Raw genomic sequence first — 20763 nt, forward strand, 5'->3', positions numbered from 1 at the left:
AGCCTTTCTAGTGACCTTTGAGCAGGGAAACATTCATGGCGACATAGCGTTTGATACCGATCAAGGTATAGCGCGTGACCACGAGACTGAGCAGGAAGATGGCGATGCCGCCGAGCAGCATGCCCACGCCGAAGACGGTTTGCGTGGTGCGCGCATCGCGGTCCATGTCCGTGGAGATGCGGATGCCGCCGCCGGCCAGCGCTTCGGCCCGCTCCATCACGCGCGATGACGCGCCCGGCGCCTGAGGCTCGGACTCCGCTTTGACGGGGCCGGGCAGGTGATCGACTTCGATGCCCGTGTCGCCGATGGTGATGCGCGTTTCGCGCCGTTCGCCGCCTTCGCCGCCGTCATCGTCATGGATGAAGACGTGGCGCAGCGGGCCGTCGAGCACCAGTTCGTTGGCGCCGGACAAGCCGCTGGCCGTGATGGCGATGCCGGCCAGGTAAAAGCTCAGGCCGGCGGCATACAGGGCGGCCAGCAGGGCCGCGTACACGGCGGCAGGCACGACCATGAACAGGTTGAAGATGGCCAGGCCCACGAGCGAGACGAGCAGGCGCAGCAGGTTGACGGGGGTCTTCTTTTGCTCAAACGCCTGGCGGTGGGTGCTGCTGCGCAAGGTGAGGGCGATCTTTTTCGGGTCGCCCAGGTCGTCGGCGATTTCCTGCTCGCTGCGGCCGGCCGCAGCGCCTTCGATGAAGGTCTGCTCGTAATAATCGAGGGTCTTGGCCACCAGGTCCGGTGGCAAGCCTTCCAGCGCGCGCCGCAGTGCGTCGAGATAATCTTGCTTGTTCATCATATTCTTCCTGTCAGTCCGCTTAGCCGCTTCAGCCCATTGCCGGCAGCAGCATGCTTGCCTGGCTCAGCAGCAATGGCGCATGGGATGCCTGCTGTACGCTGACAACGATCAAGGTGGCCAGTGCCACACAAGCGAGCAGCGCCACGGCTTTCAAGCTGTTTTTCAAGTGCAAGGTGGTATGCATGGTATTCCCCGTGGCATGGACGTTGTCGATGATCAGACTGTACCCAAGCGCACGCGAGCGCACCAGCGCGGTGCGACAGACTGCAATTTCGCGGGGGCGAGCGACACCAGGGCAGGATGCACCGTCAAGGCTGTTTTGCCGCCTTGCCCGTGGTGACGGCTTTGGCCGCCGCCACGCCGCTGCGCACGGCCGCCTCGATGGTGGCCGGATAATCTTGCGTCCGGTCATCATTGGCCGTGTAGTCGCCAGCCAGCAGCAAGCCCGGCACGCCGCTGGCGTTGCCGGGACGGGCAAGCTCCGGCGTGCAGGCAAAGGTGGCGCGCTTTTCCGTGATCAGCTGGGTCCAAACGGGTTGCGCCAGCTCCGGGCGCTGCAGCACCTGCGCCAGCTGCGCCGCGATCGCTTGCGCCAGCGGGCCGTGGCCTTGCTCGGCGGCAGCGCTTGACGCGCTGACGACGACGGCCAGCAAGCCAGCCTGCTTGCTGTCGAGCTGGCCCCGGTCGAAGACGAACTGGCCCCAGTGCTGCTGCTCCGGCGTATCGACGAGGGCATAGAACGGCAAGTCCAGGCGCACCGAGGCGTCGTATTGCAGGTAGCAGGTGCTGATGGCTTCCGGCGTGAAAGCTTGCATGCGGCCGATAGCCTCGTCGAGGCGTGCGTCCTGCAAGCCTTGCAGCAGGCTGGCCGCCTGCACGGATGAGGTGGCGACGATGACACCGTCGTAAGTGCCGGTCTCATCGAGCTGCCAGCAACCATCGGCCAGCGCCTGCAACGCGTCGACCTTGGCGCCCGTACGCACTGTGCCGCCATGCCGTTCCACATAGCGGGCGGCCGCGTCGGGCAACAGGGTACTCAAATCCGCTTTCGGGATCAGCATGTCGGATGCGCGGCGGCGCGATGCGCCCAGGCTGTCGCGCAGCACGTTGATGAAGACGCGGGCCGAGGCGCGCTCGGGCGGCGTGTTGAGTGCGGCCAGGCATAGCGGATGCCACATCAGCCGGTTCAGGCGCTCCGTCTGGTCGAAGCGCTGCAGCAGTTCGCTGACCGTGCAATCGTTGTATAGCTGCCAGCCCATCCAGCGCATGGCCGTGGAAAAACGCATCAGGGCCAGCTTGTCGGCGCGCAATAATCCCTTCGCGCGCAGCAGGGCCCACGCCAGGTGCAGCGGCGCGGGCAGGCGCGGCGCGATGAAATCCATGCCGCCCGAGTCCGCCGGATAGCGCATCTGCAGGGGCAGGGTGAGGATCAGTGCAGCAGGGTCTTGCCCCGCCAGCTTGATCAGGCGTAAGGTTTCCGTGTACGCGCCCAGCAGGATGTGCTGGCCGTTGTCGAGCGTTGTATTTTCTCTCTCGACCCGGCGCGCGCGGCCGCCCAGGGTGCGCGCCGCCTCGAACACGGTCACCGAATGACCGGCGCGCGCCAGTTCCATGGCTGCCGCGCAGCCGGCCCAGCCGGCGCCGATGACGGCGTAGCGTTGCTTCACGGCCTTGTCAGCCACGAACCCAGGTCTTCCAGGCCAGCCACAGTTTGCGGATCGGCGTGAGCGAGATGCGCTGTTTCAGCACGTGGTAGCCGTCGCGCTCGACTTCATTGAGCAGGGTGCGGTAGATGGCGGCCATGATCAGCCCCGGGCGCTGGGCGCGGCGGTCCTCGGCTGGCAAGAGCGCGAACGCCTCGTCGTAGGCCTTTTGCGCGCGCGCCACCTGGAAACGCATGAGGTTTTCAAAGTTTTCGCTGTGGCGCGCGTTCAGCAGGTCGGCCGCCGTGACATTGAATTGCTGCAATTCGCTGATCGGCAAATAGATGCGCCCCTTGCGCGCATCTTCGCCCACGTCGCGGATGATGTTGGTCAGCTGGAAGGCATGACCGAGCTTTTCCGCGTACAGCAGGGTTTCCGGGCGGGTCGCACCGAAGATGCTGGCCGACAAGATACCGACCACGCTGGCCACGTGCCAGCAATAGCGGCTCATGGCCTGGTAATCGAGGTAGCGGGTCTGGTTCAAGTCCATTTCCATGCCGTCAATGATGGCCTGCAAATGTTTTTCTTCCAGTTTATAGATATCCAGGTGCGGCTGCAGCGCGCGCATCACGGGATGCGTGGGGTTGCCCTCGTACATGGCCTTGACTTCCTTGCGCCACCAGACCAGCTTGGTGCGTGCCACGGCTTCGTCCGTGCATTCGTCGACCGTATCATCGACTTCGCGGCAGAAGGCGTACAGGGCCGTGATGGCCTTGCGGCGCTCGGCCGGCAGGAACAGGAAGCTGTAGTAGAAGCTGGAGCCGCTCTGGGCGGCCTTTTGTTGGCAGTATTCGTCGGGAGACATAGTCAAAAGAGCAAGGGTTGCAGATCGAAGCCGCTATTCTATCGTCTTACAGAGTGGGCGACGGGGGAAAAGCCGTTTTTACTTGTGTCTCTTGATGCAAGCTTTTGCGCGACATGCGCAGGGCGCGCCAGAAAATGATCAGCCAGTCGCGTTTCTCCAGCTTGGGACGGCGCCGGAACACGTCGTAATTGACGGCTTCGATGCACTCGAGAATGCGCAAGCCCCCTTGCACCACCAGGCGCAGTTCCCAGCCGATGCGCCCGCGCAAACGCAGGGCCAGCGGCGCGCCGGACAGCATCAGCGCGCGCGCGCGGGTCACTTCGAAGCGCATCAGGGCGCTCCACTTGCCGTGCGCCTCGGGCCGCTCGAAGGCGGCGGCGGAGACGGCAAAGCGGCTCAAGTCTTCCATCGGCAGGTAGATGCGCTCTTTTTGCTGGTCGATGGCGACGTCTTGCAAGAAATTAATTAGTTGCAAAGCTGAACATATGGCATCGGAATCGCGTACATTCTGTTCATCGGCCGCACCGTACAGGTGCAGCATCAGCAGCCCCACGGGGTTGGCGGAGCGGGCGCAGTAATCGAGCAGGTCGTCGTAGCTCGCGTAGCGCGTCGTTTCCACATCCTGCTTGAAGGCGGACAACAGATCGTAAAACGGCTTCAGCGGCAGCTGGTGTTTGGCAATGACGGCGGCCAGGCGTTCGAACATGGCGGCGTTCTCGCCGGCATGGACTTCCTGGCGGTCGATGCGGCCCAGCGCTTCTTCGTAGGCGTGCAGGGCCACGAGGCGTTCGGCCGGCGTGGCGTCGCCTTCATCGGCCAGGTCGTCGGCGCTGCGGGCGAAGGCATAGATGGCTTCGACGGCGGGCACCAGGCGGCGCGGCAGTAAAAATGATGCAACAGGAAAATTTTCGTAATGGTCTACAGGCATGAACACACTTCTCTAGTCTTGCGTTTGTCCGGCACCCCAAATGCTCGAGTGTGGCCGGACGTTGTACGTCTCAAGATTAATGACGCAAAAGTCACTAAAAACTTTTACGCACGATTATAATTAATAACCAGAAAGTCAGTAGGCGAAGAATACTCCCCGTCACGACCAAGCTGATATTGTCACAAATTTAAGGATATCGCGTGCGAAAAAGTTTGTCTTGGCCCAAAGGGCAGGCAAAAAGTTTCTCCGCATAAAAATATTGCAGCCCGCATAGTAAAGGAAAATACCTTGTTTGCCCTGAAAACCCTGCGCCGCGAGACCGGCGCATCCGCACTTCCTGCCCTGCGGCTGACTGCCGCCGCGGCCCTCGCGCTGACTCTGGCGGCCTGTTCCAAGCCTGCTGTCAAAGTGGAAGACGTGCGCCCCGTGCGCGCGATCGTGTTGTCTAGCAGTAATGTTGACGTCAGTGCCGAGCTGTCGGGCGAGGTCGTGCCCCGCGTCGTGTCGCAGCTGGGTTTCCGCGTGGGCGGCAAGATCGTCGCGCGCAAGGTCGACGTGGGCGCCAGCGTCAAGAAGGGGCAAGTGCTGATGCAGCTCGATCCCGTCGACTTGCAGCTGTCGCAGGCGCAGGCCAAGGCTTCGCTGGTCAGTGCGGAAACGAGCCGCGACCTGGCGCGCGCGGAATTGAAACGCTACCAGGATTTGCGCGAGAAAAATTTCGTCAGCCAGGCCGTGCTTGATGGCAAGGATGCCACCTACAAGGCGGCCCAGGCGAACGTGGAAGCGGCCCAGGCCCTGTACCGTGGCCAGGCCAACCAGTCCGGCTATGCCAGCCTGCTGGCCGACGTCGATGGCGTCGTCACGCGCATCGAGGCTGAAGTGGGGCAGGTGGTGGCGCCCGGCGCGCCCGTCGTGCAAGTGGCCAGGAGCGGCGAGAAGGAAGTCGTGATCGGCATTCCGGAAGACAAGGTCGAGACTTTGCGCGGCGTCAAGGATGTGGTTGTGCGCCTGTGGGCCGATCCGAAGCAGGCGCTGCCGGGCAAGATCCGCGAAGTGTCGCCCGTGGCCGATGCCGCCACGCGCACCTATATTGCCAAGGTCAGCATCCCGGACGCGCCGCAAGTGCGCCTGGGCATGACGGCCGTGGTGCAGTTCGCCTCGCAGACGGCCACGCCGCAGATCAAGGTGCCGTTGACGGCCCTGTTCAATGAAAAATCGCAAAGTTCCGTGTGGGTGGTGGAAAACGGCGCCGTGAAGCTCGTGCCCGTGACGGTGGGCGGCGTGGCGGGCAATGAGTTGCTGCTGGCGTCGGGCGTGAAAGCGGGCCAGACGGTGGTCACGGCCGGCGTCAACCTGCTCAAGCCGGGCCAGAAAGTGACTATCCTCGGCGCCGACGTGGCCAGCAAGCCGGCTGCCGCCGCTGCCGCCGTCACCGTGGGTGCGGCCAAATGAAGGGCGGCTTCAATCTGTCGCGCTGGGCGCTCGAACACATCCCGCTGACGCGCTACCTGATGGCCGTGCTGCTGATCGGCGGCATGCTCAGCTATGCCAGCCTGGGCCAGGATGAAGATCCGCCGTTCACCTTCCGCGCCATGGTCTTGCAAGCGTACTGGCCCGGCGCCACGGCCCTGCAAATGGCCGAGCAGGTGACGGACAAGCTGGAAAAGAAACTGCAGGAAACGCCGTACATCGACGAGATCACCAGTTATTCGAAGCCGGGCGAAACCTTGATCCTGCTGGAATTGCGCGAATCGGCGCCGCCCAAGGAAACGGCGGCCGCCTGGTACCAGGTGCGCAAGAAGATCGGCGACATCCAGGGCACGTTGCCGTCCGGCGTCGTGGGCCCGTTCTTCAATGACGAGTTCGGCGACACGTACGGCTCCATCTTCGCCCTGTCCGGCGACGGTTTTACCTACGCGGAAATGAAGGATTACGCGGACAAGGTGCGCCAGGAGCTGCTGGCCGTGGGGCAGGTATCGAAGGTGGAACTGTTCGGCGTGCAGGATGAAAAGATCAATATCATCTTCTCGCACAAGAAATTTGCCCAGCTGGGCATTCCTTTCGACGCCATCGTGCAGCAACTGTCCGCGCAAAACAGCATCAACGCCACGGGCGTGCTGGTGACGCCGACCGATAATCTGCAAGTACGCGTGACGGGCGCCATGGTGACCGTCAAGGACCTGGAAAACCTGGAACTGCGCGCCAACGGTACCACCTTCCGCCTCGGCGACTTTGCCACGGTGAAACGCGAATTCGTCGATCCGCCGAAGGACAAGATGCGTTTCAATGGCAAGGAAGTGATCGGCCTGGGCGTATCGATGGAAAAGGGCGGCAACATCATCGACATGGGCAAGGCCTTGCAGGCAACGGTCACGCGCATGAAGAGCGAATTGCCTGTCGGCATAGAATTGCAGCGCGTGTCGAACCAGCCGGAAGCCGTGTCCGCCTCCGTGGGCGAATTCGTGCATACCCTGATCGAAGCCATTCTGATCGTGCTGGCCGTCAGCTTCGTTGCGCTGGGCTTGCATACGAAGCCGCTGCGCATCGACGTGCGGCCGGGCCTGGTGGTGGCGCTGACCATCCCGCTGGTGCTGGCCGTCACCTTCCTGTTCATGCGCCTGCTCGACATCGACTTGCACAAGATTTCGCTGGGCGCCCTGATCATCGCGCTGGGCTTGCTGGTCGACGACGCCATCATCGCCGTCGAGATGATGGTGCGCAAGATGGAGGAGGGCATGTCGCGTTTCGACGCGGCCACGTTCGCCTACACGTCGACGGCCATGCCCATGCTGACGGGCACGCTGATCACGGTGGCGGGCTTCTTGCCCATCGGCCTGGCCAAGTCGGCCGCCGGCGAATACACGTTTTCCTTGTTCTCCGTCAATGCGCTGGCCTTGATCATTTCGTGGGTGGTGGCCGTGGTGTTTACGCCGTACATCGGCTACATCTTGCTGAAAGTCAAACCGCACGCGCATAACGACCATGAATTGTTCGACACGCCAAACTTCCGCCGCTTCCGCCGCGCCGTCACCTGGTGCGTGGAATGGCGCAAGACGACGATTGCCGCCACCCTGGCCATCTTTGCGCTCGGTATTTACGGCTTTAACTTTATCGAAAAGCAATTCTTCCCCGATTCCAGCCGTCCCGAACTGATGGTGGAACTGTGGTCGCCCGAGGGCACGACGTTTGCCGCGAATGAAAAGCAGGTGAAGAAGTTCGAAGCGTTTGTGGGCAAGCTCGATGGCGTGGAAAGCGTGACCAGCTATGTCGGTACGGGCAGCCCCCGCTTCTATTTGCCGCTGGACCAGATATTCCCGCAGACCAATGTGTCGCAAGTGGTGGTCTTGCCGAAGAGCCTGGCCGACCGTGAACGCTTGCGCCAGCAAATCGTCGACGTCTTCAAGAAGGACTTCCCGGAAGTGCGGGGCCGGGTCAAGCTGTTGCCGAATGGGCCGCCGGTGCCGTATCCCGTGCAATTCCGCGTCATGGGGCCGGAAGTGGCGGGTGTGCGGGCCATCGCCGACCAGGTCAAGGACATCATGCGCGCCAATCCGAACACCTTGGGCGTGAATGACAACTGGAATGAATCGGTGAAAGTGCTGCGCCTGGACCTGGACCAGGACAAGATGCGCGCGCTGGGCGTCACCTCGAAAACGGTGATGCAGGCGGCCAATACGATCCTGTCGGGCACCGTCATCGGCCAGTTCCGCGAGGACAACAAGCTGATCGACATCCAGGTGCGCCAGCCTCTGGAAGAGCGGGCGACGATTTCCGTGTTGAATGACACGAATATCCCGACGGCGACGGGCAAGTCCGTGCCCATTTCGCAGCTGGCCCGTGCGCATTTCGTGTGGGAGCCGGGTGTCGTCTGGCGCGACAAGCGCGCATGGGCCATCACCGTGCAGTCGGACGTGATCGATGGCATCCAGGGCGCGACCGTGTCGACGCAGCTGGCGCCGCAGCTGGACGCCTTGCGCGCCAAGTTGCCGTCCGGCTACCGCATCGTGGTGAAAGGCGTGGCGGCCGACAGCGGCGAGGCGGAAGCGTCGATCTCGGCGAACCTGCCGCTGGCCATCTTCATCATCTTCACCTTGCTGATGTTGCAGCTGCACAGTTTCTCGCGTTCCCTGCTGGTCTTCCTGACGGGGCCGCTGGGTGTGGCGGGCGCCGCCTTTGCCTTGCTGGCGCTGGGCCGGCCACTTGGTTTCGTGGCCAATCTGGGCATCATCGCGCTGTTCGGCATGATCATCCGCAACTCGGTGATCCTCGTCGACCAGATCGAGCAAGACATCAAGGATGGCTCCGCCCCGTGGGACGCCATCATCGATTCGGCCGTGCGCCGCTGCCGCCCCATCGTGCTGACGGCCGCCGCCGCGGCGCTGGCCATGATCCCGCTGTCGCGCTCCGTGTTCTGGGGGCCAATGGCCGTGGCCATCATGGGCGGCCTGATCCTGGCGACGGCCTTGACTTTACTGTTCCTGCCGGCCCTGTATGCGGCCTGGTTCCGGGTCAAGAGGCCCGAGCCGGTGAGCGCAAAAGAAGGCTAGGCGCCAGCGCCAGGGCGCTGGCATAAAAAAGGCGGCATTCCTCTGGGAAATCCAGTAGAATGCCGCCTTTGCTTTACCGAGGGCTTGCTCGTTTAGTCTGCGGTAGCCAGATCGCTCCCGAGTTGTTAAAATCAGGAGCAGGCTGCAACAAGTAGCACAAAGTAGTACCAAATGCGGATGTGGTGGAATTGGTAGACACGCTGGTCTTAGAAGCCAGTGCTTCGGCTTGGGAGTTCGAGTCTCCCCATCCGCACCAATCCGGGTTGTTCCAGCCCGGATGTGCAGCGCCATCAAGATTTTCTCCAAAGTAGTCAATTAAGCGAGTGCGCCCAGCGCGCCCAGCTGCCGGCTCGACTGTTGCACCATCTTCGCAATCACTGCCTGCGCCTGCGGGTAGCCATTCCTTTCCATTAAATGATCATCTTCAGTCAGCGGCCACAGCGCCTGCAAGACGCGTTGCCGTGCCTGCGGCCAGTCGTGCTCGTGCGCCTGCGTTGAGGGCGGCAGTTCCTTGTCCAGCAGGTGCAGCGCCTCGCGCGTCATCGCCAGTTCTTGCCGCGCCTGCGCGGCCAGCGTGTCGCTGCGCGGTGGCGGCTGCTGCGCCAGATAAGTGTCGAGCTTGCGGCTCTGGCGCTCGTACAGGTCGAGCAGCAAATGCACGGTGGCGCCGCCTGGCCGCCGTTGCGTGTCAAGGGCGTCGAGCACATCGAGCAGCCAGTGCGTCATCTGCCGCCCGGCCAGTCCCAGTTCCGGCCAGGTGGTGCTTTGCAACTGTTCGCCCAGGTAGCGGGCGCGGTCGATGGCGCGCCGGCTGCCGCTCATGTGCTGGCCTATGGGGCCGTACTGGGGTGACAGTACCGCCTCCTGTTGCTCGGCCAGCAGGCACAGCAAAGCCAGGTGGACATACACATGAAAGGCGGCCAGGGTGCGGTGGGCATCCCAATAGTGATTGCCCTCATCATCGGGGGCATTCCACAGCGAGCAGACCTTGGCGCCATCCTCGCGCGCATAGTCGGGCGCCAGCAGGCTGTGGCCGTGGCGGAAGTCGTACAGTTTCTGGTGCAGCGACTCGTGCAGCAAGTGCTCGGCCAGCCACCAGGGATTGCCGATCAGTTCCTGGTTCAGGAACACGCTGCCGTTGACGCGAAATTGCGAGCTGGACGCCTTGCCGCGCCACGTGCCCAGCTTGGGAAACAGGGCGACCAATTGGACGTGAGAAAGCGCGCTGGCCGTCAGGCGGGGCAGCAAGGTTTCCAGCAAGCCTAGCCCGCGGCGCAGCAGGGCCCGTTCCTGCGGCGTGGGCGTGGCCAGTGGCGCGCCGTAGTTATCGTCCATCACGGCAAGGAAGGCGCGCGCATACGGCGTATCTTCCTGCCAGGCATGCCATAGGTAAGTGCCGTTGTCCTGCTGTGGAGGCTCGCCGTACAGACGCGCCATGTCGGGCAGGTGCGCCGTCAGCGGGCCGCCGGGCAGGCCCGCGTCCAGGTGTGCGCAGGCCGCCTGAAACAGCGCCGCGCATTGCGGCAACGGCAAGCCGTACTCGTCACCGAGGTGCAACTGGCGCATGGCGTGCTGGACGGCGCAGCGCAGCACCGTGTCGCCCAGCAGCTGGCGCTGGCGCGCCAGCGGCGCCGCATCGAGCAGGCTGGCCAGCCGCGCGGCCTCGGGCAGGGTGCTGCCCAGTTTGTGCAGGCGCCGCCGGTAGGCGATGGCCAGCTGGTCGCGGATATAGCCGCTGTCGCCAAAGGCGCGGTGGGCCGCCAGCGCCGTTTCCACGGCGGCCAGCACGTCCACATCCGGTGGCGCGGCGCGCACGGTAAGCGCAGCCACTGCCGGGTCAGGCGACGGTGGGGTGGTCGTGGTCGTGGTGGCCATCGCCGCGCATGCGCAATTCCATTTCATCGACTTCCGTCTGGATTTTTTGCAGGTCGTCATCGGATACGCCGTCGAGCAGGCGGCTGAGGACCATTTGCAGCTTGGCTTTGGCGTTGCTGGAACTGCCGGATGTGCTATCGCTCATGATGTTTTCTCCATTAAATTCACTTGGAGAGGGCGTGCGCGGCTTAGGTTTGCCTGAAAAATGGCCAAATTGAGGTAAATCAAAGGTTTTTTGCCCGAAATCTTCGCTGTGAGCGCATTTCTTTGTTTCGGACGGGGCGCCAGTTCGCATATACTAATGAACGAAGCAGGCTGGAAAGCCTGTCTCTGGCGAAATAAAGAATGCCGGGGCAAGAGTAAAGACAGGGCACCCCCAGGCTGTGGCGACTCGTTCGCCGCCGCTGGTATCCTCTGTGGCCGGGCTGCAAAGCCAGCCACTTTCCCGAAGTCCTTTGTTATAATGCCACGCTTTACCGAATGATGGCCGGCCCTGCATATACTTAGACGCATGGCTGGACGCTCGGAGCCCTGTCGCAGTACTGGAAGCGGCGGATTGTTTGGTGCCTGGTGCGGGTTTTCCCTCAGCCGGGTAGACCAGGTCCATCGTCCTGTTTTCAGTACTTTTACAGATGAATATGCGAGCGAGTGAAGCTGGACCCATGTCTTGCCGCCAGTGATGGCGCAAGGGGTCGGGTCTTCTTTTCTCGCACCAACAGTGTTTATTTTTTGGACGATTTTTTACATGGCAACTGCAGTCGAAACCTTGGGCAAACTCGAACGTCGTATCACGATCTCCTTCCCGCTGACGGACGTCCGCACGGAAGTTGAGAAGCGCCTGAAAGTGCAAGCCCGTACGGCTAAGGCACCGGGCTTCCGTCCGGGCAAAGTGCCGTTGAAAATGGTCGCAGCACAATACGGCTACCAAATTGAATCGGAAGTGCTGAATGACAAAGTCGGCCGTGCGTTCAACGACGCCGCCAACGAAAACAATCTGCGCGTGGCCGGTTTCCCGAACATCGTGCCGAAAGAAGAAGCAGCCGAAGGCCAGCTGGCTTTCGACGCAACGTTCGAAGTGTATCCGGAAGTCGCCATCGGCGACCTGACGGCCGTTGAAATCGAAACCGTGCAAGCCGACGTGTCGGAAGCCGAAATCGACAAGACCATCGACATCCTGCGCAAGCAGCGCGTGCACTTCCACACCAAGGGCGAAGCTGGCGAACACGGCGACGGCGGCGAAGCTGTCGCTGCCAACGGCGACCGCGTGACCGTCGACTTCGTCGGCTCGATCGACGGCGTTGAATTCCCAGGCGGCAAAGCTGAAGGCTACGCTTTCGTGCTGGGCGAAGGCCGCATGCTGCCAGAATTCGAAGCAGCGACCCTGGGCCTGAAAGTTGGCGAAGCCAAGACGTTCCCATTGTCGTTCCCAGAGGACTACCATGGTAAAGACGTTGCCGGCAAAACCGCATCGTTCACCATCACCTTGCAAAAGCTGGAATGGGCGCACCTGCCGGAAGTCGATGCGGAATTCGCCAAGTCCCTGGGCGTTGCCGATGGCGACCTGGCCAAAATGCGCGAAGACATCAAAGTCAACCTGCAACGCGAAGTCGCTGGCCGCGTGAAAGCACGCAACAAGGAAGCCGTCATGGACGCGCTGATCAAAGTTGCTGAGCTGGAAGTGCCAAAAACGCTGATCGCTCAGGATTCCGAACGCCTGGCCGAAATGACCCGTCAAGACATGGCGCAGCGCGGCATGAACGTCAAGGACGTGCCTTTCCCAGCTGAACTGTTCGCAGAAAAAGCCGAGCGTCGCGTACGCCTGGGCCTGATCCTGTCGCAACTGGTGGGCGACAACAACCTGCAGGCAACGCCTGAGCAAGTCAAAGCGCAAATCGAAGATTTCGCCCAAAGCTACGAAGATCCACGCGAAGTGCTGAAGTACTACTACAGCGACCGTCGTCGTCTGGGTGAGATCGAAGCCCTTGTATTGGAAGAAAACGTCGTCACTTACGTGTTGGGCCTGTCGAAAGTCACGACGAAAGCAGTTGCTTTCGACGAACTGATGGGAAGCAACGCACAAGCGTAAACCAGTTGGTATTGGGATGCCGGCTCTTGCCGAAAGGCGAGGGCGGTATCCCCTAACTGCTTCACAAGGAAATGAAATGACAGGTATGAACCGTAATCCGGCGCTGGACACAGAGATGCTCGGCCTGGTGCCGATGGTGGTGGAACAAAGCGGTCGCGGCGAGCGCTCGTATGATATTTACTCGCGCCTGCTGAAGGAACGCTTGATTTTCATGGTCGGCCCGGTCAATGACCAGATGGCCAACCTGGTTGTCGCCCAGCTGCTGTTCCTGGAAAGCGAAAATCCGGAAAAGGAAATCTCGCTCTACATCAACTCGCCAGGTGGTTCGGTCTCGGCCGGCATGGCCATCTACGACACCATGCAGTTCATCAAGCCGGACGTCTCGACCCTGTGCACGGGCATGGCCGCATCGATGGGCGCTTTCCTGCTGGCCGCTGGCGCCAAGGGCAAGCGTTTCTCGCTGCCGAACTCGCGCATCATGATTCACCAGCCGTCCGGTGGTTCGCAAGGCATGGCGTCCGATATCGAGATCCAGGCGAAGGAAATCCTTTACCTGCGCACCCGCTTGAACGGCATCATGGCCGAGCGCACGGGCCAGTCGATCGAACAGATCGCCAAGGACACCGACCGCGACCGTTTCATGTCCGCCGACGAGGCCGTTGAGTATGGTTTGATCGACAAAGTGTTGACCAGCCGCGCTTGATGAGCCCCTACCGGTATTGCTAAGTACGTAAGTAAACGCCCGGGCGATCAAACGTTCGGGCGTTTCGCTTTTATTTCGGGTAGCATGGAGCTTGTGCACGTTGTTGACTTGCGCCATGGATAGCCGCCTTTGCGGGCGGCAACCATCATCCGGCTTGCGATTTTGCAATATTGTTAATGCAGTTCCAACCAAAATGCCTTATGTCAGACAAAAAATCCTCTAGCGGCGAAAAATTACTGTATTGCTCGTTCTGCGGCAAAAGCCAGCACGAGGTGAAGAAACTCATCGCCGGCCCGTCCGTGTTCATTTGCGACGAGTGCATCGACCTGTGCAACGACATCATCCGTGATGAAACGTCGAGCATCGAGACGGTGACCGGTACCAAATCCGACCTGCCGACGCCGCAAGAAATTGCCGCCTTGCTCGATCAGTACGTGATCGGCCAGCAGACTGCCAAGCGCATCCTGTCGGTGGCGGTGTACAACCATTACAAGCGCCTCAAGCACCTGGGCAAGAAAGACGACATCGAACTGGCCAAGAGCAACATCTTGCTGGTCGGTCCTACCGGCTCGGGCAAGACCCTGCTGGCACAGACCCTGGCGCGCATGCTCAACGTGCCGTTCGTGATCGCCGATGCCACCACCCTGACCGAAGCCGGTTATGTGGGCGAGGACGTGGAAAACATCATCCAGAAGCTGCTGCAAAGCTGCAACTACGACGTCGAGAAAGCCCAGCGCGGCATCGTCTACATCGATGAGATCGACAAGATTTCGCGCAAGTCCGACAATCCGTCCATCACGCGCGACGTGTCGGGCGAGGGCGTGCAGCAGGCGCTGTTGAAATTGATCGAAGGCACGATGGCGTCCGTGCCGCCACAAGGCGGCCGCAAGCACCCGAACCAGGATTTCGTGCAGATCGACACGACCAACATCATGTTCATCTGCGGCGGCGCCTTTGACGGCCTGTCGAAAGTGATCGCCAACCGCTCCGAAAAGAGCGGCATCGGCTTCTCGGCCACGGTGCGCAGCAAGTCGCAAAGCTCGGCCAGCGAACTGATGCTGCAAGCGGAACCGGAAGACCTGGTCAAGTTCGGCCTGATCCCGGAACTGGTCGGCCGTCTGCCCGTCATCGCCACCCTGGCGGAATTGACGGAAGAGGCGCTTATCCAGATCCTCGTCGAGCCGAAGAATGCGCTGATCAAGCAGTATTCGAAGCTGCTCGACATGGAAGGCGCGGAACTGGAGATTCGTCCGGCCGCCCTGCATGCGATCGCCAAGAAAGCACTGGCGCGCAAGACCGGTGCCCGTGGCCTGCGTTCCATCCTGGAACATGCTTTGCTGGACGTCATGTACGAACTGCCGAGCGAACAAAATGTGGTGAAGGTCGTCATCGACGAAAATACCATCACCAGTGGCGCCAAACCTTTGTTGATTTATCAAGAGACTGCCAAGGCCTCCGGAGAAAATTGATTACTGCTGAGACAAATGCATAAAAAGGGTTTTGATTCCTTAATGCATGGCAGTACAATTTAAATCAATGAGTGCAGGCTTCAATCGGAAAGCCACTCGCGGCGCTTAGCTGCGCGTGGCTTTTTTACTGTGAAAACTGCATTTATTACCGTCATGCGGGTGTGTTTTGCGAAATAGACAGAAAAATGTTTGTTTCACAGAATTATTTATTCTCGCCGGTCTTGTGTTTTGGCAGCGAGCGCCAACATCGTAAACACGCTTTCTATAAGGTACGCCATGACAACTTCCAAATTAACTGAGCAAACTCAACTGCCGTTATTGCCGTTGCGGGATGTCGTCGTTTTCCCGCATATGGTGATACCGCTGTTCGTTGGCCGTCCAAAGTCGATCAAGGCGCTGGAAGCTGCGATGGAGCAGGGCAAGAGCATCATGCTTGCCGCTCAAAAAGCAGCCGCGAAGGACGAGCCTTCTCCTTCGGATATCTATGAAATTGGCTGCGTCGCCAATATTCTGCAAATGCTGAAGCTGCCCGATGGTACCGTCAAGGTGCTGGTCGAAGGCGCGCAGCGTGCCCGTATCAACCATATCAGCGATGCGCCGACGCACTTCATCGCCGACCTGACGCCGCTCGAGTCCGAGCCGGGCGACGAGTCGGAAGTCGAAGCCATGCGCCGCGCGATCGTGCAGCAGTTCGACCAGTACGTTAAACTGAACAAAAAGATCCCGCCGGAAATCCTGGCATCGTTGTCGGGCATCGACGATGCCGGCCGCCTGGCCGACACGGTGGCCGCGCATTTGCCACTGAAACTTGAGCAAAAACAAGTCATCCTGGAAATTTTCAGCGTGGCCAAGCGCCTCGAGCACCTGTTGGGCCAGCTCGAAGGCGAGCTCGACATCCTGCAGGTGGAAAAGCGTATCCGCGGCCGCGTGAAGCGCCAGATGGAAAAATCGCAGCGCGAGTACTACCTGAACGAGCAAGTCAAGGCAATCCAGAAAGAACTGGGCGAGGGCGAAGATGGCGCCGACCTCGACGAGCTGGAGAAAAAAGTCGCTTCTGCAAAAATGCCGAAGGAAGCGCTCGACAAGGCCACCAACGAGCTGAAAAAACTCAAGCTGATGTCGCCGATGTCGGCCGAAGCCACCGTCGTGCGCAACTACATCGACACCCTCGTCAACTTGCCATGGAAAAAGAAATCCAAGGTCAATAACGATCTGTCGAATGCGGAAAAAGTGCTCGAAGGCGACCACTACGGCCTCGACAAGGTCAAGGAACGCATCCTGGAATACCTCGCGGTGCAACAGCGCGTCGACAAGCTCAAAGCCCCGATCCTGTGCTTCGTCGGTCCTCCTGGCGTCGGTAAAACCTCGCTGGGCCAGTCCATCGCCCGCGCGACGAACCGCAAGTTCGTGCGCATGGCCCTGGGCGGCGTGCGCGACGAAGCCGAGATCCGCGGCCACCGCCGCACCTACATCGGCTCGATGCCGGGCAAGATCCTGCAATCGCTGTCGAAAGTCGGCGTGCGCAATCCTTTGTTCCTGCTCGATGAAGTCGACAAGATGGGTGCCGATTTCCGTGGCGATCCATCGTCGGCCCTGCTGGAAGTGCTCGATCCGGAACAGAACCACACGTTCTCCGACCATTACATCGAAGTCGATTTCGACTTGTCCGACGTGATGTTCGTGGCCACGTCGAACTCGTACAACATTCCGCCAGCCTTGCTTGACCGCATGGAAGTGATCCGTCTGTCCGGTTACACGGAAGACGAAAAGACCAGCATCGCGCAACGTTATCTGCTGCCGAAGCAGATCAAGAACAATGGCTTGAAGGAAGAGGAAATCTCGGTGGCCGAGTCGGCCTTGCGCGACATCATCCGCTACTACACGCGGGAAGCCGGTGTGCGTTCGCTCGAGCGTGAAGTGTCGAAGATCTGCCGCAAGGTGGTCAAGATGCTGCTGCTGAAGAAATCCGACAAGAAAGTCATCGTCAACTCGAAGAATCTGGACAAGTTCCTCGGCGTGCGCCGCTATGATTTCGGTGTCGCAGAGAAAGAAAACCAGGTGGGCCAGGTGGTCGGTCTCGCATGGACGGAAGTGGGCGGCGATCTGCTGACCATCGAAGCCGTGTCGATGCCGGGCAAGGGCGGCATCATCCGCACGGGTACCTTGGGCGACGTCATGAAGGAGTCGATCGAGGCGGCCCGCACGGTGGTGCGCAGCCGGGCACAGCGCCTGGGCATCAAGGCGGACGTGTTCGAGAAGAGCGACATCCACATCCACGTGCCGGAAGGCGCGACACCGAAGGATGGTCCTTCGGCTGGCGCGGCCATGACGGTGGCGATGGTATCGGTCTTCACGGGCATCCCCGTGCGCGCCGACGTGGCGATGACGGGCGAGATCACCTTGCGCGGCGAAGTATTGCCGATCGGCGGCCTGAAAGAAAAACTGCTGGCGGCTCATCGCGGCGGCATCAAGACGGTCCTGATTCCCGAGCAGAACGTGAAAGACCTGGCCGACATTCCGGACAACGTCAAGAACAAGCTCGAGATCGTACCGGTGCGCTGGATCGACAAAGTGCTGGAAATCGCCCTCGAACGCATGCCTGAAGCGTTGGCGGACGTCGCTGCGGTGGAGGCTGTCACGGCCGCCGCGGCCAAGCCTGACGCGGCCGGCGAGGTAGTAAAACACTAACGTTTTACCCCTGTTTTCCCCAAACAAGCGCTTTTAGAGCGCTTGTTTTATATTGAAACGTGAATTGCGCCCCCAAAGCGCTTGACACATATACAGTGTGGCTTGTTTAATACGCCTGCACATTTTTTTCGCCGGACAGCTGTGGTGCCAAAAGTGCCGCAACGATACGGTAAACGTTTTATACCTTTGTAATTGGGGATGCTAGTGAACAAGACTGAATTGATCGACCACATTGCTGAAAAAGCTGACATTTCCAAAGCCGCCGCTGCGCGCGCACTCGACGCTGTTATCGGCGGCGTGACGGAAACTTTGAAAAACAACGACAGCGTGACGCTGGTTGGTTTTGGCACTTTCTCGGTCAGCGAACGCGCTGAGCGTACCGGCCGCAATCCGCGTACCAAAGAAGCGATCACGATCGAAGCTGCAAAAGTTCCAAAATTTAAAGCTGGTAAAGCTTTGAAGGATGCTGTAAACTAACGGACTTCGGTGAGGTGACAATCACCGGAAACATTTGGCGGCGCCTCCGGGTGCCGCGATTTCAGGGTTGAAGTTCTGCGAATCGCAACCCTGAATACAAATGCAAGTAGTACTGTGTATTTTTCGGAGTGGTAGTTCAGTTGGTTAGAATGCCGGCCTGTCACGTCGGAGGTCGCGGGTTCGAGTCCCGTCCGCTCCGCCAAAAAATACGCTCTTAAGGAGTGGTAGTTCAGTTGGTTAGAATACCGGCCTGTCACGTCGGGGGTCGCGGGTTCGAGTCCCGTCCGCTCCGCCAGAATATAGAAGCCCGCGCTGCTGAATAAGTAGCGCGGGTTTTTCTTTTCCGGCGCCAGATTATCTCGGTGCGCCGTCTTTTAAAATCCCGTCCTGCCGTTTTGAATAAAAACGCCCGCGTTTAAATCCGCTTTAAGCTGCGCCGTGTTAAATGATCGAGCCCGGCGCCTTGCGCGCCATGCGGCGCCAGGGCAGGGCGCGCGCCCTGATTTACTCTTGCTATAGCGCTATGGGCATTGTAGAATCAGGAGATAATGGCTTGGGCGTCAGAATCCTGCTTTAGTTCCAGCGCCAAGTTGTTGAATCTAAAGGGGAAGTGGACATCTGTCCCGTCCATTCCGCCGAAGAAATCAAGGCGAACGCATGTTCGCCTTTTTTTATAGTGATCCACTCATCCCGAATTGGCTGACCATGTTTGAATTTATTCGTACCCATCGACGCTTGATGCAGTTTCTCCTGATGCTGGTCATCGTCCCGTCTTTTGCACTGGTCGGTATCAGCGGCTACCAAAGCTTCGGCGATGGCGCGAACACCATCGCCAAGGTCGGCGACCAGGTCGTTACGCAGCAGCAATATGAAGAAGCGCAACGCCAGCAGATCGACCGCTACCGCCAGATGATGGGCGAGCAGTTCGACCAGAAAATGTTTGACACGCCGGAAGCGCGCCAGAGCATCCTCGACAACCTGATCGCCGAGCGCGCCGTGGCCGCCGAAGTGGGCCGCAGCCACCTGGTCATCAGCGATGCCGTGCTGCAAAAGGAAGTGCTGGACATCCCAGGCTTGACCTTGCCGGACGGTAAATTCGACCTGGAACGCTACAAGGCCATGCTGGCCGCCCAAGGCATGACGCCGCAGATGTACGATGCGCGCCGCCGCAGCGACCTGGCCCTGCAGCAACTGGCCGGCGCCGTGCAAGGCACCGCCTTCGCGCCGAACACCGTCTCCAAGCGCCTGTCCGACATCACCTCGGAAGAGCGTGAAGTGCAGGAACTGCTGCTGCCGATCGCCCAGTACGTGTCGGAAGTCAAAGTGACGGACGCCATGATCAAGGCTTTCTATGACAAGAACAGCAAGTTCTTCGAAATCCCGGAACAAGCCAAGGTCGAGTACGTCGTGCTGGACGACAGCGCCGCCGGCGAGCAGGTCGACGTCACCGACGCCGACGTGACCGGCTATTACGCGAAGAACCAGAAAGCCTACACGACGGAAGAAGCGCGCCAGGCCAGCCACATCCTGGTAGCCGTCAAGAAAGACGCGTCGGCCGCCGACAAGGCAGCCGCCAAGGCCAAGGCCGAAGCCATCCTGGCGGAAGTCCGCAAGGCGCCAGCCAGCTTTGCCGCCGTGGCGAAAGCCAAGTCGGAAGATCCGGCGTCCGCGGAACAGGGCGGCGACCTGGGCGTGATTGGCAAGGATGGTTTGCCAGCACCGCTGCTGAGCGCTGTCGCGAAACTCAAGCAAGGCGAAATCAGCGATGTCGTCGCTTCCGATTTCGGCTTCCACATCCTGACCGTCACCTCGCTCAAGCCACAGCACGTCCGTGCGCTGGACGAAGTGCGCGGCGAAATCACGGCCGACCTGCGCAAGCAATTTGCCGCCAAGAAATACTCGGAAATGGCCGAAACGTTCACCAACACGGTCTACGAGCAATCGGACAGCCTGAAGCCGGTGGCCGACAAGCTGAAGCTGAAAGTGGAAACCGTCGCCAACCTGTCGCGCACGCCGTCGCCAGCACTGGGCAAGGCACCGTTCAACAACGCCAAGTTCCTGACAGCCATCTTCTCGAACGACTCGCTGAAAGACAAACGCAACACGGAAGCCGTCACCGTCGCACCGAACGTGCTGATCGCCGGCCGCGTGGTGGAATTCAAGCCTGCCTCGAAGCGTCCGCTGGCCGAAGTCGAAGCGATGATCCGTCAGCGCGTGACGATGGAAGAAGCGGAAAAGCTGGCCAAGAAAGCGGGCGAGACCAAGCTGGCCGCCTTGAAGGCTTCCGGTGACGCCACCGGTTTCGGCGCGGCGCAATGGGTATCGCGCAGCAAGCTCGACGGCATCAACCGTGCCGCCATCGCGCAAGTCATGAAAGCGGACACGAGCAAGCTGCCAGCCTATGTGGGCGTGGACCTGCCAGCCCTGGGCTACGGCATCTACCGCATCGCCAAGGTGCAGCAGCCAGCACAAGTGGACGCAGCGCGCCGCCAGCAAGAGAAAGACCAGATCAGCGGCATCTTGGCACAACAGGAAATGTTCGATTACGTCGAATACCTGAAAGCCAAGGCCAAGGTGAAGATCGTCAAGCCGGTGACCGCACCGGTTGCAGCAGCGCCGGAAGCACCGTAATCAGTTTAGCCCACAAAAATAGCCGCTCTTGAGCGGCTATTTTTTTGTCTGTGGA

General features: G+C 60.4%; 15 protein-coding genes and 3 tRNA genes. 11 read left to right on the top strand and 7 right to left on the bottom strand.

The genetic code is table 11. From position 1 onward, the window contains the following. Nucleotides 1–7: 7 nt before the first annotated feature. The 5 genes from OPV09_RS14675 to hpnC form a co-directional block, all read right to left on the bottom strand. Nucleotides 8–796 carry a DUF1700 domain-containing protein gene (locus tag OPV09_RS14675; protein WP_338678586.1) on the bottom strand — a complete coding sequence of 263 codons (789 nt, stop codon included), beginning with the start codon at nucleotides 794–796 and terminating at the stop codon, nucleotides 8–10. A 28-nt stretch (nucleotides 797–824) separates the two neighbouring features. Then, nucleotides 825–980: a hypothetical protein gene (locus OPV09_RS14680; protein ID WP_161781480.1), complete on the bottom strand. Its 156-nt coding sequence runs from the start codon at nucleotides 978–980 to the stop codon at nucleotides 825–827. Nucleotides 981–1104: 124 nt separating this feature from the next. Continuing rightward, nucleotides 1105–2478, bottom strand: a complete 1374-nt coding sequence (gene hpnE, locus OPV09_RS14685; protein ID WP_338678587.1) for a hydroxysqualene dehydroxylase HpnE — start codon at nucleotides 2476–2478, stop codon at nucleotides 1105–1107. Next, entirely contained in the window at nucleotides 2471–3304 is an 834-nt protein-coding gene (gene hpnD, locus OPV09_RS14690) for a presqualene diphosphate synthase HpnD (protein WP_139092815.1), read from the bottom strand. The genes hpnE and hpnD overlap by 8 nt, the downstream gene beginning before the upstream one ends. A gap of 46 nt (nucleotides 3305–3350) precedes the next feature. Then, entirely contained in the window at nucleotides 3351–4232 is an 882-nt protein-coding gene (gene hpnC / locus OPV09_RS14695; protein ID WP_338678588.1) for a squalene synthase HpnC, read from the bottom strand. 288 nt (nucleotides 4233–4520) lie between these two features. On the opposite strand from hpnC, the gene OPV09_RS14700 reads away from it, so the two are divergent. The 3 genes from OPV09_RS14700 to OPV09_RS14710 all read left to right on the top strand — a co-directional run bounded on the left by OPV09_RS14700 (nucleotide 4521) and on the right by OPV09_RS14710 (nucleotide 9035). Further along, complete coding sequence (locus OPV09_RS14700; RefSeq protein ID WP_080698541.1) at nucleotides 4521–5684, top strand: efflux RND transporter periplasmic adaptor subunit; 1164 nt, start codon at nucleotides 4521–4523, stop codon at nucleotides 5682–5684. Continuing rightward, the gene (locus tag OPV09_RS14705; protein WP_070301861.1) at nucleotides 5681–8779 is read left to right on the top strand and encodes an efflux RND transporter permease subunit; all 3099 of its coding nucleotides are present in this window, start codon (nucleotides 5681–5683) and stop codon (nucleotides 8777–8779) included. The genes OPV09_RS14700 and OPV09_RS14705 overlap by 4 nt, the downstream gene beginning before the upstream one ends. Nucleotides 8780–8952: 173 nt before the next feature. Next, a tRNA-Leu gene (locus OPV09_RS14710) sits at nucleotides 8953–9035 on the top strand. Between the two features lie 59 nt (nucleotides 9036–9094). On the opposite strand, the gene OPV09_RS14715 is transcribed toward OPV09_RS14710, so the two are convergent. Together OPV09_RS14715 and OPV09_RS14720 are read right to left on the bottom strand one after the other, a co-directional pair. Continuing rightward, nucleotides 9095–10654: a hypothetical protein gene (locus OPV09_RS14715; RefSeq protein ID WP_338678589.1), complete on the bottom strand. Its 1560-nt coding sequence runs from the start codon at nucleotides 10652–10654 to the stop codon at nucleotides 9095–9097. Continuing rightward, nucleotides 10617–10799, bottom strand: a complete 183-nt coding sequence (locus OPV09_RS14720) for a hypothetical protein (RefSeq protein WP_034751016.1) — start codon at nucleotides 10797–10799, stop codon at nucleotides 10617–10619. The genes OPV09_RS14715 and OPV09_RS14720 overlap by 38 nt, the downstream gene beginning before the upstream one ends. 600 nt (nucleotides 10800–11399) lie before the next feature. Here OPV09_RS14720 and tig point away from each other — a divergent pair. The 8 genes from tig (at nucleotide 11400) to OPV09_RS14760 (ending at nucleotide 20708) form a co-directional block, all read left to right on the top strand. Next, the gene (gene tig, locus OPV09_RS14725) at nucleotides 11400–12740 is read left to right on the top strand and encodes a trigger factor (RefSeq protein WP_034751396.1); all 1341 of its coding nucleotides are present in this window, start codon (nucleotides 11400–11402) and stop codon (nucleotides 12738–12740) included. Nucleotides 12741–12825: 85 nt separating this feature from the next. Next, complete coding sequence (gene clpP / locus OPV09_RS14730; RefSeq protein ID WP_374106865.1) at nucleotides 12826–13443, top strand: ATP-dependent Clp endopeptidase proteolytic subunit ClpP; 618 nt, start codon at nucleotides 12826–12828, stop codon at nucleotides 13441–13443. 200 nt (nucleotides 13444–13643) lie between these two features. Beyond that, complete coding sequence (gene clpX / locus OPV09_RS14735; RefSeq protein WP_034751010.1) at nucleotides 13644–14912, top strand: ATP-dependent Clp protease ATP-binding subunit ClpX; 1269 nt, start codon at nucleotides 13644–13646, stop codon at nucleotides 14910–14912. A gap of 276 nt (nucleotides 14913–15188) precedes the next feature. Further along, nucleotides 15189–17600: an endopeptidase La gene (gene lon / locus OPV09_RS14740; protein WP_034751007.1), complete on the top strand. Its 2412-nt coding sequence runs from the start codon at nucleotides 15189–15191 to the stop codon at nucleotides 17598–17600. Nucleotides 17601–17804: 204 nt separating this feature from the next. Next, nucleotides 17805–18077 (top strand): HU family DNA-binding protein, encoded by a 273-nt coding sequence (locus OPV09_RS14745; protein ID WP_010398442.1) that lies wholly within the window; start codon nucleotides 17805–17807, stop codon nucleotides 18075–18077. 125 nt (nucleotides 18078–18202) lie between these two features. Then, nucleotides 18203–18279, top strand: a tRNA-Asp gene (locus tag OPV09_RS14750). A 16-nt stretch (nucleotides 18280–18295) separates the two neighbouring features. Next, nucleotides 18296–18372: transfer RNA gene (locus OPV09_RS14755), tRNA-Asp, on the top strand. A 410-nt stretch (nucleotides 18373–18782) separates the two neighbouring features. Then, nucleotides 18783–20708: a SurA N-terminal domain-containing protein gene (locus tag OPV09_RS14760; RefSeq protein ID WP_219329384.1), complete on the top strand. Its 1926-nt coding sequence runs from the start codon at nucleotides 18783–18785 to the stop codon at nucleotides 20706–20708. The last annotated feature ends 55 nt before the right edge of the window (nucleotides 20709–20763 follow it).

Source organism: Janthinobacterium sp. TB1-E2 (genome assembly GCF_036885605.1).
GTDB lineage: Bacteria > Pseudomonadota > Gammaproteobacteria > Burkholderiales > Burkholderiaceae_D > Janthinobacterium > Janthinobacterium aestuarii.

Bases quoted from the DNA above. Each gene is read 5' to 3' on its own strand.
- OPV09_RS14675 (WP_338678586.1), bottom strand. From the start codon at position 796: ATGATGAACAAGCAAGATTATCTCGACGCACTGCGGCGCGCGCTGGAA.
- OPV09_RS14680 (WP_161781480.1), bottom strand. From the start codon at position 980: ATGCATACCACCTTGCACTTGAAAAACAGCTTGAAAGCCGTGGCGCTG.
- hpnD (WP_139092815.1), bottom strand. From the start codon at position 3,304: ATGTCTCCCGACGAATACTGCCAACAAAAGGCCGCCCAGAGCGGCTCC.
- hpnC (WP_338678588.1), bottom strand. From the start codon at position 4,232: ATGCCTGTAGACCATTACGAAAATTTTCCTGTTGCATCATTTTTACTG.
- OPV09_RS14705 (WP_070301861.1), top strand. From the start codon at position 5,681: ATGAAGGGCGGCTTCAATCTGTCGCGCTGGGCGCTCGAACACATCCCG.
- OPV09_RS14715 (WP_338678589.1), bottom strand. From the start codon at position 10,654: ATGGCCACCACGACCACGACCACCCCACCGTCGCCTGACCCGGCAGTG.
- OPV09_RS14720 (WP_034751016.1), bottom strand. From the start codon at position 10,799: ATGAGCGATAGCACATCCGGCAGTTCCAGCAACGCCAAAGCCAAGCTG.
- tig (WP_034751396.1), top strand. From the start codon at position 11,400: ATGGCAACTGCAGTCGAAACCTTGGGCAAACTCGAACGTCGTATCACG.
- clpP (WP_374106865.1), top strand. From the start codon at position 12,826: ATGAACCGTAATCCGGCGCTGGACACAGAGATGCTCGGCCTGGTGCCG.
- clpX (WP_034751010.1), top strand. From the start codon at position 13,644: ATGTCAGACAAAAAATCCTCTAGCGGCGAAAAATTACTGTATTGCTCG.
- lon (WP_034751007.1), top strand. From the start codon at position 15,189: ATGACAACTTCCAAATTAACTGAGCAAACTCAACTGCCGTTATTGCCG.
- OPV09_RS14760 (WP_219329384.1), top strand. From the start codon at position 18,783: ATGTTTGAATTTATTCGTACCCATCGACGCTTGATGCAGTTTCTCCTG.